This is a genomic window from Arthrobacter sp. Soil762 (genome assembly GCF_001428335.1).
Classification (GTDB): domain Bacteria; phylum Actinomycetota; class Actinomycetes; order Actinomycetales; family Micrococcaceae; genus Arthrobacter.
In genome coordinates this window covers 1-13,525 of record NZ_LMSG01000006.1, presented here as the reverse complement: position 1 = coordinate 13,525, position 13,525 = coordinate 1, and the positions used below count along the sequence as shown (strand labels likewise).

Genomic DNA, 13,525 nt, shown 5'->3' with positions numbered 1-13,525 from the left:
TGCCATTCCGCTTGCCTTCGGGGCTGTTACGCCTCGAGGACCACCGGGATGATCATGGGCTTGCGGCGCAGCTTGCGGTTGACCCAGGTGCCGACAACTCGGCGGACAACCTGCTGTAGCTGGTGGGTGGTGTGGTCCGTGCGGTTGAGCACGGCTTCTTCCAGTGCGGCGTTGATCTTGGGGATGATCTCGTCGAAGACCGAATCGTCCTCGGCCACGCCGCGGGCGTGGATCTCGGGTCCGGAGACCACCTTGCCGGTGGTGCGGTTGATGACGGTGATGATGGAGATGAAGCCTTCATCGCCAAGCGTCTGACGGTCTTTGAGGTCCGCTTCCGTGACTTCGCCGACGCTGGAGCCGTCCACGTAGACAAAGCCCACTTCAACCTGGCCCACCACGTCTGCGCGGTGGTCCTTGAGGTCGATCACGGTGCCGTTGTCGGCAAGGATGACGCTGGCGGTGGGGACGCCGGACTCGATGGCGATCTTGCCGTTGGCGATCAGGTGGCGGGTCTCGCCGTGCACTGGCATGGCGTTGAGCGGCTCAAGGATGTTGTAGCAGTAGAGCAGCTCGCCGGCGGCTGCGTGTCCGGAGACGTGCACCTTAGCGTTGCCCTTGTGGATGACGTCCGCGCCGAGCTTAAGCAGCCCGTTGATGATGCGGAAGACGGCGTTTTCGTTGCCCGGGATGAGGCTGGAGGCCAGGATCACGGTGTCGCCGTCCCCCACCACTACACGGTGGTCGCCGTTGGCCATGCGGGACAGCGCGGCCATCGGTTCGCCCTGGGAACCTGTGGACATCAGGACCACGCGGTTGTCCGGCATGTTGTCGATGTTCTTGATGTCCACGAGGAGGCCGTCGGGAACGTCGAGATAGCCGAGCTTGGCGGCTATGGCCATGTTCCGGACCATGGAGCGGCCCACGAAGGCCACCTTGCGGTTGTGCTTGGCGGCGGCGTCGAGCACCTGCTGGACGCGGTGGACGTGCGAGGAGAAGGACGCCACGATGATCCGCTTGGTGGCCTGGCCGAACAGCCGTTCCAGCGTGGGGCCGATTTCTTTCTCGGCGGTGGTGAAGCCCGGCACGTCGGCGTTGGTGGAGTCGGACATAAAGAGGTCAACGCCCTCTTCACCCAGCTTGGCGAAGTGCCGGAGGTCGGTGATCCGGCCGTCCAGGGGCAGCTGGTCCATCTTGAAGTCGCCCGTGTGCAGGACGGTGCCGCCGGCCGTGCGGATGAACACTGCCAAAGCGTCGGGGATCGAGTGGTTGACCGCGACAAACTCGCATTCGAAGGGGCCAAACTTTTCGACCTGGCCCTCTTCAACGGTCATCGTGTACGGACGGATCCGGTGTTCCTGCAGCTTGGCCTCGATGAGCGCCAGGGTCAGCTGTGAGCCCACCAGGGGGATGTCGGCGCGCAGCCGCAGGAGGTAGGGAACGGCGCCGATGTGGTCCTCGTGGCCGTGGGTCAGGACAACGGCCACGATGTCGTCGAGTCGGTTCTCGATGTAGGAGAAATCGGGCAGGATCAGGTCAACGCCGGGCTGGGTCTCCTCCGGGAAGAGGACACCACAGTCCACGATGAGCAGTTTTCCGTCGATTTCGAACACGGCCATGTTCCGGCCGATCTCCCCCAGTCCGCCCAGCGGAACGATCCGGAGGGTGCCTTGCGGCAGGCGTGGAGGCGTGACAAGGCCGGGAAGGGCGGTTTGGGTCATAGTGCACTACTTTCCAGGCGGAAGGGTGCCGGTCTTAGCCCTCAGGGAAAGACCAGCCCCGCTTCCGCCAAATCCTCGCGGATGGATACGATCTCGGCTTCGTCCGGCTCCACGAGGGGCAAACGGACAATCGAGTTGGGCAGGACTCCCTGCCATTTAAGAATTTGTTTGGCTGCAACGGCTCCCTGGACGCGGGTCATCGTTGCCCTCACGACGGGCAGCAGCTCGAAGTTGATCTTACGCGCGGTTTCGAGGTCGTTCGCGTTGATGGCGTCGATCAGTTCTCGGAACCGGCGCGTTGCGACGTGGGTTGTCACACCCACAAGTCCGACGGCGCCCAAGGACATCCATGGAAGGATCAGTCCGTCGTCGCCGGAGTAGAAGTACAGGTCCGTCTCTGCCATCACGCGGCTGGCTGCCATGAAATCGGCTTTGGCATCCTTAACGGCGACGATGTTCGGGTGCTTCGCCAAGCTGATCATGGTTTCGGGTTCGATGGCGATGGAGGAGCGGCCCGGAATGTCGTAGAGCATTACGGGCACATCGGTTGCGGACGCGACGGTCTCGAAGTGTGCGCGGACGCCCGCCTGGCTGGGCTTGTTGTAGTACGGCGTGACGAGCAGCAGGCCGTCGACGCCGAGCGCTGCGGCCTGCTGGGAGAGGTGCACCGAGTGTGCGGTGTCGTTCGTCCCGGTGCCGGCGATGATGGCGGCGCGGTCTCCCACGGCTTCCTTGACAGCGCGGAACATGCCAAGGTTTTCTTCATCCGAAAGGGTGGATGTTTCGCCGGTGGTCCCGGTGACGACGAGGCCGTCACAGCCATCGTCCACGAGCTTGGTGGCCAGTTCGGCTGCCTGCTTGTAGTCCACGGCGCCATCCTTGGTGAAGGGCGTGACCATGGCGGTCAGGAGCGTACCAAGGGCAGGAGCGGTGGCGGATTTGTGAGGCATGGAAAAAACGTTACCCTGTCGGCGGCTGGTTAGGACAATGGGGGCGGCGTGATCCGCGTCAACTGGCGGGCTGCCATGCCCCACGAACTGCGGGTCAGCACGCACTGCAGATCGGCTCCCGCGGGGTCAGCGGAATTTCCGCAAGGCACTCCGCTGCAGGATGGCGGTGACTACTTCAGTGCCGGTTCCGGCCGCCTTTTTCAGCTCGAACCCGTCCGGTCCCCAGAACCCGCTCAGGCCGCAGGAGGGACCCAGCGAGGTGGATCCGCCGAGGTTTGCCAGGATAGCGAACATCCGGTTGTCCATGGCCCTGGCTCCGAGATGCAGGCCAAGCCGCCGTTCTTCCGCCTGCGTGTAAAGGGCCGAAACGGCGTAGATATCGGCGCCGGCCTGAGCTGCCCCGGTGGAGTGGGACGGAACCGCGGCGTCAAAGCAGATGGCCAGCGCTATATTCCAGCCATCCAACTCGATCATGAGTGCACCGTCGCCCGCGGCGAAGACGTCCCGCTCCGGGCCGTGGAGGTGGGTTTTGAAGCCGAGTTCGGTGGTGCCGTCGGGGTGGATCACGAGGCTGGCGAGCCGCGGCGTGCCGTCAGGTTCCCGATAGGCGGCACCTGCCACCACAGTGATCCCGGTCCGGCGACAGATTTCGTGGAGATCGGCCAAGCGTGGATCGTCGCGTTGAAGCCACGAACCGTCAGCGGCCAGTAGGGCCAGGTTGTACCCCGTCAACGACAGCTCAGGGAACACCACCAGCCGGGCACCGTGGGATTCGGCATCCTCGATCAGCCGGACGTGTTCTTGCACGTTCGGGATAATCCCGCCTTCCAGCGCCTGGTACTGCACGGCAGAGACGGTCAGGGCATCAGTCACCCCTTTATCCTAGAGATGCGCGCCTAGCCGAGGGAACCACGCCATCCTGCGGCTTCCCTGGCTGGCAGTACCGGTCCACCGCAGCCTCCCGCAGCCCCTCAGCCCAGGCCGCGAGCCGCTGGGCCGCCCGGACGTAGTGGAACAGTTCCGTAGGCGTCAGCGCGTCCAAGTCGGTGTCGGCCAATCTGCGGGCCAGTTCTGCCCCCGCTGGCTGGGCGGTGAGTGTGACGCCTTCGTCCTGCCACTGGATGTCCACAGGGGGCCGACCTTCCACGAGCTGACGGAAGAGGAAGTCCACCACTCCCGGGCTCATCGCTTTCATCAGTCCAACAGGCTGTGCCGAGCCGGGGTCCTGGGCATCCCGCGCGGGGCGCACCGATCCGCCGACGGTTGAGGATTCCGGAAACGGTCGCGGCTGGGATGGGGTTTGCATGGTGTCCATATTATTCGAACATATATTCGAACACAAGGTCTACAAGACCGTGTTTCCGGCTGGCTCTTGACTGCTGCCACAAAGGTTGGTGTGAGAACATCGCCTCATGACGTCCCGTGCCCCGGCAAGACCCTCGCGGGTGCCTCGAACCTCACAGGCCGTGGGCCGCCTCCGCGGTATTGACGCAGCCAGGGGGCTGGCACTCCTAGGCATGATGGCCACACACCTGCTCCCCACCTTCGAGGCAAACGCCGACCTCACTCCCACGTGGATCGGCCTGACCTTCTCCGGCCGCGCGGCAGCCCTCTTCGCCGTGTTGGCGGGCGTGGGCCTGGCGCTGTCCACCGGAAAACAGGTACCTCCGGAAGGTGTTGCCCTGAACGCAGCCCGCCGCGGCATCGCACTGCGCGCCCTGGTGATTGCCGCCGTCGGGCTCTCTTTGGGCGGGCTGGAAGTGAACCTTGCGATCATCCTGGTCCACTACGCGCTGCTGTTCCTGTGCATCCTGCCGTTCCTGGGCCTGAAGCTGAAGGCCCTGTGCGCCTGGGCCGCCGGCTGGATCGTGGTTTCCCCGGTGCTCGCATATCTGCTCCGACCCTGGCTTATGGCAGCCAATCCGCCCCTGAACCTGGGGCATAACCCGTCATGGGAAGACCTCTCGACGCCCTTTCCTCTGCTGGGAGACCTGTTCCTGACCGGCTACTACCCGGTGTTCCAGTGGCTGTCGTACCTGTTGGTGGGCCTGGTCATTGGCCGACTGGCCCTCACCAAGGCGATGGTTCCTGTCCTGCTGCTCGCCGGCGGGACTGCGGTGGCCGCACTGGCCAAGGCTTTGGGCACGGCCGCAATGGAGAACTGGGGCGGCCGTGCCGCGCTGGAGGCAGTCCTGAACGCCCCCGGATACCCGCTGGACAGTGTCCTCCAGGTCAACCTCACGGGAATCCCGCAGGAAGGATCCTGGTGGTGGCTGGCGGCCGCGGCACCGCATTCGGCCACCATGCTGGATCTGCTTCACACCTGCGGCGTGGCGGCCGCCGTTGTGGGTGTGTTCCTCCTGCTCGGCAGGCTGGCTGACTGGCTGGACCTGGACCTGTTGCTGCCGCTGCGCGGCGCGGGGGCAATGACGCTCACGCTCTACTCAGCGCATGTGTGGGTGGTTTCGTCGTTCTACCTGAAGCCGCTGCCCGCCGGCTGGACCGAGGCGGGAATGTACTGGGCACATGCCGCGACGGCCATCGCCGTGGGCATCGTGTTTGTCCTCCAGAAATGGCGGGGGCCACTGGAACTGGTAGGCCATGCCGCCAACCAACTGGGTCGCGGCGGACGAGCCGGCCTGCGCTAGCCTGCCGCCATTGACCTGCCGCCGCCGAGAGTAGTCGCGGAGAGCAGGCTCCTACGCCGGAACCTGGCCGCGGAACAGCTTTACGGCGTCGCGCATGGAGGCGCGGGCGCGCTTGCGGTCCCCGGCAGCGTCATAGGCGCAGCTGAGCCGGAACCACGAACGCCAGTCGCCGGGCGCAGCCTCAGCTTCGGCCTTGTACTTTTCGAATTCCAGATCCGCCGCGGAGCGGACGATCCGGCCGGCGGGTGTGCGCGGAAGTTCGTCTACCGGGAGCCCGCCTTCGGCCTCGAGGACCTTGGCCATCTGTTCCGTGCGCGCACCGAAGAGCAGTTCACGGATCATGGCCCAGGCGCCGATGGCCGGGAGGACCAGGTAGGCAGCTCCGATGGCCTTGGCGGCGGGGCTGCTGTCCACCAGCAGGAGCACGGAGCGCTGGAATGACACCACCAGGTAGAAGACCAGCAGGAGCGTGACGGCACCCACCCAGATCTTGGTGCGGTTCTTCCGGAACGCAGCCAGGAACTCGCCCACGGCCTAGAGCCCCAGGTCCAGGTAGCCGTCCAGGCCCACCGTCAGTCCCGGATGCGCGGCGACGTTGCGCACGCCAAGCAGCACGCCGGGCATAAAGGAAGCACGGTCAAAGGAATCGTGGCGGAAGGTCAGCTGCTCCCCCGGACCGCCAAGCAGCACCTCCTGGTGGGCCACCAGCCCGCGCAGCCGGACGCTGTGAATGCGGACTCCTTCAACGTCGCAACCCCGCGCGCCAGCGAGTTCGCTGGTGGTCGCGTCAGGACTGGGCGGAACGTCCGCAGCCTTGCGCTCGGCTGCAATGAGCTGGGCGGTGCGCACAGCGGTCCCGGACGGCGCATCAACCTTTTCCGGGTGGTGCAGTTCGATGATTTCCACGGACTCGAAATATTTGGAAGCCTTGGCAGCGAAGGCTGAGGCCAGCACGGAGCCGAGGGCAAAGTTGGGGGCGATCAGCACTCCGGTTTCCGGGTGCTCCGCGAGCAATGCTTCCAGGGCGGCGAGCCGTGTGGAATCCCAGCCGGTGGTTCCCACGACGGCGTGCATGCCATGCTCGACGGCGTAGCGCACGTTCGCTTCCGTGCTCTCGGGGACGGTTAGGTCCACCACGATGTCGGCACCCGAAGTGGCGAGCTGGTCCAGCGAGTCGCCGCGTCCCAGGGCGGCTACGAGCATCAGGTCGGAGGCAGCTTCAACGGCCTTTACGGCTTCGGCGCCCATGCGCCCGTTGGCGCCCAGGACAGCCACGCGGGTGGGCGCGGAGAGTTGTTCGGTCATGCCGTTAACCCTACCGTCGGGCCGGGTGCGGGATTGAACCGGAGGCTGTGCGTTACCTCGCAGCCACAGGCAGGCGAAGGGAAGCCAGTGGTGCTCAGCTGCCTGCGCCCACCCACTCCACCGTGCCGTCGGCGAAGAACTGTTCCTTCCAGATGGGAACCTGCTCCTTGATGCGGTCCACGAGTTCGGAACACACGGCAAAGGCCTGTCCGCGGTGCGCCGCGGAGACCGCACAGACCAGCGCCGGATCTCCGATTTCCAGCATGCCGATGCGGTGGGCGGCCCAGATCCGCACGGGCTGCGTGGCGGTCCCGTCGCCGGCATGTTCGGCTGCCAGGCGGGCGACGACGTCGGCCATCACCTGGTGAGCCGTGGGGTGCGCACTGTAACTGAGCCGCTCCACTGCCTTGCCGACGTCGTGATTCCTCACCACTCCGCTGAAACTGACCACGGCCCCTGCGGTGTCAGATTCCACCGCAGCGATCGCCTGATCGACTGAGATGGGTTCGGCGCTCAGCACGGCGTGGACCACTTCGAAGACCGGTTCAGTGGCCATGGCCGCCCTCCAGCTGGTCGCACAGGTGCCCGATCAACGGGTCCAGCACCGACAGGCCGTCCATAACGCCCTTGGGTGAGCCGGGCAGGTTAATGATGAACGTCTGCCTGGCCGCTCCGGCGTGCCCGCGGCTGAGCGCGGCGAGCGGCGTCTTGGCTGCGCCTTCGCGCCGGATGGCCTCCATGATGCCCGGGATTTCCCGGTCCAGAAGGGGCAGGGTGACGTCGGGTGTGCGGTCGTCCGGGCTGAGCCCGGTCCCGCCGCTGGTGATCACGACGGCCGGATGCTGGGTGAGGAGGGCCCGGATCGCCGCGCCGACAGGCTCGCCGTCCGGCACCACCATGGCGGGGTACGCTTCGAAGCCGTGCTCGGTGAGCCAGTCGATAATGACGGGCCCGGTTTCATCCTCGTAGATGCCTGCGGCGGCGCGCGTGGAGGCAATGACAACCCCGGCCTTCCGCCCCTGCACCTCGCCGTGCGTGTGCGGCTCCGGCAGGTGAGGTTGCGGCGTGTACGGCTCCGTGCCTGGCTCAGCCGGGTAAGTGCTCTCGGTGCTCATAGTGTCCAGTCCCCGCTCTTGCCGCCGCTTTTCGCCAGCACTTTGATGTCGGTCAGCACGGCGTGTTTGTCGACGGCCTTGATCATGTCGTACACGCTGAGGGCAGCCACGGAGGCCGCCGTGAGCGCTTCCATCTCCACCCCGGTGACCCCGCGGGTCTTGACCGTGGCCAGGATCGCCACGGAATCGGCCCCGAGTTCGAAGTCCACGGTGACTTTCGAGAGCGGCAAGGGATGGCAGAGCGGGATGAGTTCAGGGGTCTTTTTTGCCGCCATGATGCCGGCAACACGCGCCACGGCCAGGGCATCACCCTTGGGTAGGCCGCCGGATCCAAGCAGGCGCAGCACTTCGTCAGTGGTGCGGACGGTGGCAGTGGCGGTGGCTTCCCGCGTGGTTTCGGCTTTCGCGGACACGTCCACCATCTGGGCGCTGCCGTCCTGGCGGAGATGGGTCAGCGCGGTGGGGTTATGTTCTGGATTCACAGCATCCATACTTCCACCTCGTCACCCTCAGCGAGCGCCGAGACCCCCACGGGCACGTGCACCAGCGCGTTGGAGCCGGCGAGGGCATGCATGAGGTGGGAGCTTTCGCCCCCTTCCAGGCGGACGGTTCCGTTCCCCTGGAGGGTTCCGCGCCGGATCTGATGCTTGTGTTCAGGCGACGAAAGGCTGTGGCCCAGCCGTGCGCGGACCGGGATCCGCGGTGCAGGCGATCCAAAGAGTTCGGCCAGCACGGGCCGCAGGAACATTTCGAAGGAAACCAGGCAGCTAACGGGATTTCCCGGGAATCCCAGGAAGGGCACACCGTCGAACGTCCCGATGCCCTGCGGACCGCCGGGCTGCATGGCGACATGCAGGAACTCGGCGGCTTGGCCCTCCATGGCCTGGCGGACCACTTCGTAGGCTCCCTTGCTGACCCCGCCCGTAGTGACGATCAGGTCCACAGTGCCTGCATGGCTGCGCAGCAGTGTGCGGAATTCGTCAGGATGGTCCGAGGCGATGACCGTGCGCACCACGGCCAGGCCCGCCTGCCGCATGGCACTTTCGAGGAGGGTTCCGTTGGAATCGTAGATCTTGCCGGCCGGCAGGGGCTGGCCGGGTTCCACCACTTCGTCGCCCGTGGTTGCCAGGAGGACGGTCACCGGCCTGCGCACAGTGACCTCGGCGATCCCCAGGGCCGCCAGCAGCCCCAGCTGTGCCGGGCCAAGAAAGGTTCCCGCGGCCAGCGCCCGCTCCCCCACTGCAATATCGCTCCCGGCCGACCGCACGAAGGTGCCGGCAGCCGTCGCCGGCAACCACACAGTGGTGGTTTCCCCCGGGGCGGGGAACCGGTCCGGAACGGCACGTTCCACGGGCACGACGGCGTCAGCACCGGCGGGAATCATCGCTCCCGTCATGATGGGGGCGGCAGTGCCACGGTCCAGGGCCGCCGGCACGGCACCTGCCGGAACGGGGACAACGACAGGCAGCTCCGCACCGCCGTCGGGCACGTCCAGGCTGTTGACGGAAAAGCCGTCCATTTGGGAATTGGCGAACGGCGGGAGGCTCAAGGGGGCCAACACGTCCTGGGCCAGGCCCCTGCCCAGCGCGTCGCGAAGTGCCAGCGTCTGCGTCCGTGCCTGGACGAGCAGGGGCTTCAGCAGTTCGGTGACGGCGGCGCGGTGCAGGGCCACGGACCGTGCCTGGTGGGGCGTGTGGCTGTGCTCAGTATGGCTGTGCCCGGCCTGGACGTGCTCGCTGCTGTTCGCGGTGTGGCCGTGCTGGTGCGGAGGGCTGTGCATGGTCCTGCCTTCGGTCCGGGCCGTCATGGATTCACGTCAACTCTAATCGTGTGGAAGCCGGTGGCCCCGTCGGGAGCAACCGGCCGGCGTTCCTCCACCTGCGGCTCGCCGCTGACGTCCGTGGCGCGGACCTGGACCTCGTACTGGCCCGGCGTCAGCTCGATGCCAAGCTGCCACTGGTACCAGGTGTCCAGCGAAATCCCGGGTGCGAGGCGGGCCGCCTGCCACTGACCGCGGTTGACGCGGAGTTCCACCCTGCCGATCCCGGTGTGCTGTGCCCAGGCCACACCGCCGAACATGACCGTTCCGGCACCCACCCGCCGGCCGGTGCGGGGCACATCGATCCGCGAGGACGTCTTGATGGGGCCGCGGTCGGACCAGCCGCGCGGCGTCCAATAGCCGACGTCGTCCGCGAACCTGGTGACGCGGAGTTCAGTGAGCCATTTGGTCGCGGAAACGTAGCCGTAGAGGCCTGGCACGATCATCCGGACCGGGAAGCCGTGTTCCAACGGCAGCGGTTCGCCGTTCATCCCTACCGCGAGCAGGGCGTCCCGCTGATCTGTGAGGACTTCGAGCGGGGTGCCTGCCGTCCAGCCGTCGGAGCTTCGGGACAGCACCATGTCGGCGCCGGCTTGCGGCCGGGCCAGGGCCAGGAGTTCCCGCACGGGCCAGCCGAGCCAGCGGGCGTTGCCGATCAGGTCTCCGCCCACTTCGTTGGAGACGCAGGCGATGGTGACGTGCCGTTCGACCAGGGGTTTGGCCAGCAGATCAGCCAGGTTCAGTTCAATCTCCTGTTCCACCATCCCGGTGACGCGGAGTACCCAGGATTCGGGATCGAGGGAGGGGACGATCAGGGCGGTGTCGATCCGATAGAAGTCACGGTTCGGTGTGACCAGCGGCTGCATTCCGTCCAGTCCTACCTCGGCGCCGGCCGGGATGGCAGGCGCTTGCGAGGCTGCGGCAGGAAGTTGCAGTTTTTCGCGGGCGGTGCTGATTCCTGCTGCGGCACCTCGCCAGACTGCTGCCATAACCCCGCCCACGGCGGTGGCCCCGGCGCTCGCAGCCAAGACCTGCAGGAACGTGCGCCTCCCGGCGGTTGTTGCCGTCCTCGCGGGACCTTGCGCGTTCGCGGCGTCTGTCCCGGCACCTGTCCGGGCTGCGCCGGCCGGGGGCCCTTCGTGGAGCCGGCGGATCAGCCATCCCAGCAGGAGCGCACCGGACAGGGCTGCGGCCAGTGCCACGACAGCCGCGGCCAAGGTCATCTGGGCACGCGTGAGGACCGCACTAAGCCCGACGAGTCCAAAAACAGCAATCACCGCCACACCGGCAAACCGCCTGCGCTGTTCCAGGATCCCGGCCAATGCCCCGACGGCCGCGATAACCAGCAGCATCCCGCCCACGAACACCGCTTTGTCGGCGGTGCCGAAAAGGGAGATGGCCCAGTCCTTCACACCCGGCGGAACAGCATCGATCACGGCTCCGCCTACTGCCGTCAGGGGCGAGAGGGACGGACTGAACAGACCTGCCAGCAGCTCCCCTATCACGACGGCGGCGCCGGCGGCCACGGCTCCCGACGCGGCGGCCCAGCGGCGGCTGCCTCGAGCGGCACCGTCGGTTCCCGAGCGCCCTGGAGAGGTGGCGCCGTCGTCGGCCGTTTCCTGCAGGGGCTGGAAGCTGTTCACCTCTCCAGCATAGGTTCGCGGCGCCCCGGCAGCGCCGGACTTCGCCACCGTTCGGAGGGACTTCCGGCGATGGACCGGATCCCGGGCGTCATGGGCGTGATCCCCGGGGTAAAGGTGGCGTAGCCTGAATTCATGAGTGTTCAGCTAGGCATGCCACAACCCCGGGAGGATGCAGGGCCGGGCCTGCCGCCTGCCCGGCCGGCCGGCACACCGCCGGGTCTGCTGGACCAGTACGGACGCCGGGCCACGGACATGAGGCTGTCGCTGACGGACAAGTGCAACCTGCGCTGTACGTACTGCATGCCGGCCGAGGGGCTTGAATGGCTGTCGAAGCAGGCCGTGATGTCGGCCGAAGAGATTGTGCGGATTGTCCGCATCGGCGTGGACCTGCTCGGTGTCCGCGAACTGCGGCTGACCGGCGGGGAGCCCCTGGTCCGGGCGGACCTGATTGACATCATCGCGGCCCTGCGCAGCAATCATCCGGAGCTGCCCATCTCCATGACCACCAACGGCGTGGGCCTGGACAAAAAGGCGGCCGCGCTGAAGGCCGCGGGCCTGACCCGCATCAACGTCTCACTGGATTCGCTGCACGAAGAGACCTTCACCAAGCTGACCCGGCGCCCGTTCCTGGACCGTGTCCTGGCCGGCGTCGATGCCGCCTGGGCCGCGGGGCTTGGCCCCGTCAAACTCAACGCCGTGCTGATGCGGGGCATCAACGACACCGAGTCGCCGTCCCTGCTCGCGTGGGCGCTGGACCGCGGCTACGAACTGCGGTTCATCGAGCAGATGCCGCTCGACGCGGACCACGGCTGGACCCGGCGGAACATGATCACCGCGGCCGAGATCCGCGCCCTGCTCTCGCACGACTTTGTGCTGAGTCCCGATCCCCGTGCCCGGGACGGGGCCCCGGCAGAACGCTTTGAAGTACGACGCCGGGCGGCCGGGACCGCGGGGCCTGCGCCGGAAGCCGACAGGCCGGTGCTTGGGACTGAGGGACCAGTGTCTGCCGCTGACGTGCATCGGCCGGAAGGCGTGGAGGCGGCGCCGGAAGCCCACGGGCCGGTGCTCGGCACCGTGGGCATCATCGCGTCCGTCACGGAGCCCTTCTGCGCCGACTGCCGTCGCACACGCATCACCGCCGAGGGCAAGATCATGAGCTGCCTGTTCTCCCGTGAAGAATTCGATCTTTTGGGTTTGCTGCGGGAGGGAGCCAGTGACGATGCCCTGGCCGAACGCTGGCAGGACGCCATGTGGGTCAAGCCAAAGGCCCACGGAATGGACCACACAGGTCTCGGCGCGGCGGACTTTGTCCAGCCGGACCGCAGCATGAGCGCCATCGGAGGCTGAATTCTTGAACGTACGTTACTTCGCTGCCGCACGCGCTGCCGCTGGGGTCGAAGAGGAGTTCTTTGATCTCGCGCCGGGGGCCACAGTGGCCGACCTGCTGCAGGCAGTCCTGACTGTGGACCGAACCGAGCCCCCGGCCGGCACTCCTCCCCTGCAACGTATCCTGTCCCGGAGCAGTTTCCTGCTCAACGAGGTGGCCGTCCGGGACCGCACGACTGTGTTAACTCCGGGCGATGTGGTTGACGTGCTGCCTCCGTTCGCCGGCGGGTAGACCACCCCACCGACAGCGCGAACGGACAGTTGAGGCCCTACAGACCTTTGCGTGAACGGACAGGTGAGGCCCCCTATGCCGAGGGCCGCAACCGTCGCCTCGTGCCGAAGCTGCCGGAGCATAGTCCCGCCCATCGCCAAAGGGGCTCACGTCGTCGCTTCAGAATTATCCACATAGGCGTTTGTCCTCGCTGTTTTTGTCGGACCCTGCTGGGATGCTGTGGGTATGGATAGCAGAGCGGCTGTGGCGTCGGCGGAGGCCCTTGCGGTGTCTTTCGCTGAGCTTGCCGTGGTGCTCCGTGGCGGGACCGATTCCTCCGGTTCCGGGGACGCTGATCCGCTGCGCCGGGTGGCGGATGGTTTCCTGGACGGGCTGGCCGAGATCTCACGGCTGGACGCGAAAAGTGCCGCCCTNAAATCGTCAAAGACGCGGACGGCAAGATCATAGAATTATCCACATAGGCGTTTGTCCTCGCTGTTTTTGTCGGACCCTGCTGGGATGCTGTGGGTATGGATAGCAGAGCGGCTGTGGCGTCGGCGGAGGCCCTTGCGGTGTCTTTCGCTGAGCTTGCCGTGGTGCTCCGTGAATCTGCCGATGCCTCGATTCCGTGTGCTGATCCGCTGCGCCGGGTGGCGGATGGTTTCCTGGACGGGCTGGCCGAGATCTCACGGTTGGACGCGAAAAGTGCCGCCCTGAAAGTCTGGCTGGC

Annotated in this window: 14 protein-coding genes and 1 pseudogene; 4 read left to right on the top strand and 11 right to left on the bottom strand. The window is 66.5% G+C overall.

Annotated elements, in window-relative coordinates; genetic code table 11:
- Positions 1 to 26: 26 nt before the first annotated feature.
- The 4 genes from ASG77_RS06700 to ASG77_RS06685 form a co-directional block, all read right to left on the bottom strand.
- Complete coding sequence (locus ASG77_RS06700; RefSeq protein WP_056342897.1) at positions 27 to 1,718, bottom strand: ribonuclease J; 1,692 nt, start codon at positions 1,716 to 1,718, stop codon at positions 27 to 29.
- A 41-nt stretch (positions 1,719 to 1,759) separates the two neighbouring features.
- Positions 1,760 to 2,668: a 4-hydroxy-tetrahydrodipicolinate synthase gene (gene dapA / locus ASG77_RS06695; RefSeq protein ID WP_056342894.1), complete on the bottom strand. Its 909-nt coding sequence runs from the start codon at positions 2,666 to 2,668 to the stop codon at positions 1,760 to 1,762.
- A 126-nt stretch (positions 2,669 to 2,794) separates the two neighbouring features.
- Positions 2,795 to 3,541 (bottom strand): carbon-nitrogen hydrolase family protein, encoded by a 747-nt coding sequence (locus ASG77_RS06690; RefSeq protein WP_056342891.1) that lies wholly within the window; start codon positions 3,539 to 3,541, stop codon positions 2,795 to 2,797.
- A gap of 4 nt (positions 3,542 to 3,545) precedes the next feature.
- On the bottom strand, positions 3,546 to 3,974 hold the full coding sequence (locus ASG77_RS06685) for a hypothetical protein (protein ID WP_235564357.1): 429 nt from the start codon (positions 3,972 to 3,974) through the stop codon (positions 3,546 to 3,548).
- 106 nt (positions 3,975 to 4,080) lie between these two features.
- Between ASG77_RS06685 and ASG77_RS06680 the strand changes: the two genes are divergently transcribed.
- Positions 4,081 to 5,316 carry a heparan-alpha-glucosaminide N-acetyltransferase domain-containing protein gene (locus ASG77_RS06680; protein WP_056342888.1) on the top strand — a complete coding sequence of 412 codons (1,236 nt, stop codon included), beginning with the start codon at positions 4,081 to 4,083 and terminating at the stop codon, positions 5,314 to 5,316.
- A 51-nt stretch (positions 5,317 to 5,367) separates the two neighbouring features.
- Here the strand turns inward: ASG77_RS06680 and ASG77_RS06675 are convergent, their stop codons facing one another.
- From ASG77_RS06675 to ASG77_RS06645, 7 genes are all read right to left on the bottom strand, one after another.
- Positions 5,368 to 5,847 (bottom strand): hypothetical protein, encoded by a 480-nt coding sequence (locus ASG77_RS06675; protein ID WP_056342885.1) that lies wholly within the window; start codon positions 5,845 to 5,847, stop codon positions 5,368 to 5,370.
- Between the two features lie 3 nt (positions 5,848 to 5,850).
- Positions 5,851 to 6,621 (bottom strand): 4-hydroxy-tetrahydrodipicolinate reductase, encoded by a 771-nt coding sequence (gene dapB / locus ASG77_RS06670; RefSeq protein WP_056342882.1) that lies wholly within the window; start codon positions 6,619 to 6,621, stop codon positions 5,851 to 5,853.
- A 94-nt stretch (positions 6,622 to 6,715) separates the two neighbouring features.
- On the bottom strand, positions 6,716 to 7,177 hold the full coding sequence (locus ASG77_RS06665) for a molybdenum cofactor biosynthesis protein MoaE (RefSeq protein ID WP_056342879.1): 462 nt from the start codon (positions 7,175 to 7,177) through the stop codon (positions 6,716 to 6,718).
- Positions 7,167 to 7,736, bottom strand: coding sequence for a MogA/MoaB family molybdenum cofactor biosynthesis protein (locus ASG77_RS06660; RefSeq protein WP_235564356.1), 570 nt, complete (start codon positions 7,734 to 7,736; stop codon positions 7,167 to 7,169). The genes ASG77_RS06665 and ASG77_RS06660 overlap by 11 nt, the downstream gene beginning before the upstream one ends.
- On the bottom strand, positions 7,733 to 8,227 hold the full coding sequence (moaC, locus tag ASG77_RS06655) for a cyclic pyranopterin monophosphate synthase MoaC (RefSeq protein ID WP_056342875.1): 495 nt from the start codon (positions 8,225 to 8,227) through the stop codon (positions 7,733 to 7,735). Before moaC ends, ASG77_RS06660 begins: the two co-directional genes overlap by 4 nt.
- On the bottom strand, positions 8,215 to 9,516 hold the full coding sequence (locus ASG77_RS06650) for a molybdopterin molybdotransferase MoeA (protein WP_082575876.1): 1,302 nt from the start codon (positions 9,514 to 9,516) through the stop codon (positions 8,215 to 8,217). Before ASG77_RS06650 ends, moaC begins: the two co-directional genes overlap by 13 nt.
- 23 nt (positions 9,517 to 9,539) lie before the next feature.
- Positions 9,540 to 11,081 carry a molybdopterin-dependent oxidoreductase gene (locus ASG77_RS06645; protein WP_235564363.1) on the bottom strand — a complete coding sequence of 514 codons (1,542 nt, stop codon included), beginning with the start codon at positions 11,079 to 11,081 and terminating at the stop codon, positions 9,540 to 9,542.
- Between the two features lie 249 nt (positions 11,082 to 11,330).
- Here ASG77_RS06645 and moaA point away from each other — a divergent pair, with 249 nt between their 5' ends.
- From moaA to ASG77_RS06625, 3 genes and pseudogenes are all read left to right on the top strand, one after another.
- Positions 11,331 to 12,545: a GTP 3',8-cyclase MoaA gene (gene moaA / locus ASG77_RS06640; protein ID WP_200950681.1), complete on the top strand. Its 1,215-nt coding sequence runs from the start codon at positions 11,331 to 11,333 to the stop codon at positions 12,543 to 12,545.
- Positions 12,546 to 12,549: 4 nt separating this feature from the next.
- On the top strand, positions 12,550 to 12,816 hold the full coding sequence (locus ASG77_RS06635) for a MoaD/ThiS family protein (RefSeq protein ID WP_056342866.1): 267 nt from the start codon (positions 12,550 to 12,552) through the stop codon (positions 12,814 to 12,816).
- A 509-nt stretch (positions 12,817 to 13,325) separates the two neighbouring features.
- Positions 13,326 to 13,525: pseudogene (locus tag ASG77_RS06625) on the top strand (HNH endonuclease signature motif containing protein); the annotation flags it as partial.

What these genes read in the sequence shown, in the direction of transcription:
- ASG77_RS06650 (WP_082575876.1), bottom strand. Translation starts at nt 9,516, where the DNA reads ATGCACAGCCCTCCGCACCAGCACGGCCACACCGCGAACAGCAGCGAG.
- dapA (WP_056342894.1), bottom strand. Translation starts at nt 2,668, where the DNA reads ATGCCTCACAAATCCGCCACCGCTCCTGCCCTTGGTACGCTCCTGACC.
- ASG77_RS06660 (WP_235564356.1), bottom strand. Translation starts at nt 7,736, where the DNA reads ATGAGCACCGAGAGCACTTACCCGGCTGAGCCAGGCACGGAGCCGTAC.
- dapB (WP_056342882.1), bottom strand. Translation starts at nt 6,621, where the DNA reads ATGACCGAACAACTCTCCGCGCCCACCCGCGTGGCTGTCCTGGGCGCC.
- ASG77_RS06700 (WP_056342897.1), bottom strand. Translation starts at nt 1,718, where the DNA reads ATGACCCAAACCGCCCTTCCCGGCCTTGTCACGCCTCCACGCCTGCCG.
- ASG77_RS06680 (WP_056342888.1), top strand. Translation starts at nt 4,081, where the DNA reads ATGACGTCCCGTGCCCCGGCAAGACCCTCGCGGGTGCCTCGAACCTCA.
- ASG77_RS06685 (WP_235564357.1), bottom strand. Translation starts at nt 3,974, where the DNA reads ATGCAAACCCCATCCCAGCCGCGACCGTTTCCGGAATCCTCAACCGTC.
- moaC (WP_056342875.1), bottom strand. Translation starts at nt 8,227, where the DNA reads ATGGATGCTGTGAATCCAGAACATAACCCCACCGCGCTGACCCATCTC.
- moaA (WP_200950681.1), top strand. Translation starts at nt 11,331, where the DNA reads ATGAGTGTTCAGCTAGGCATGCCACAACCCCGGGAGGATGCAGGGCCG.
- ASG77_RS06665 (WP_056342879.1), bottom strand. Translation starts at nt 7,177, where the DNA reads ATGGCCACTGAACCGGTCTTCGAAGTGGTCCACGCCGTGCTGAGCGCC.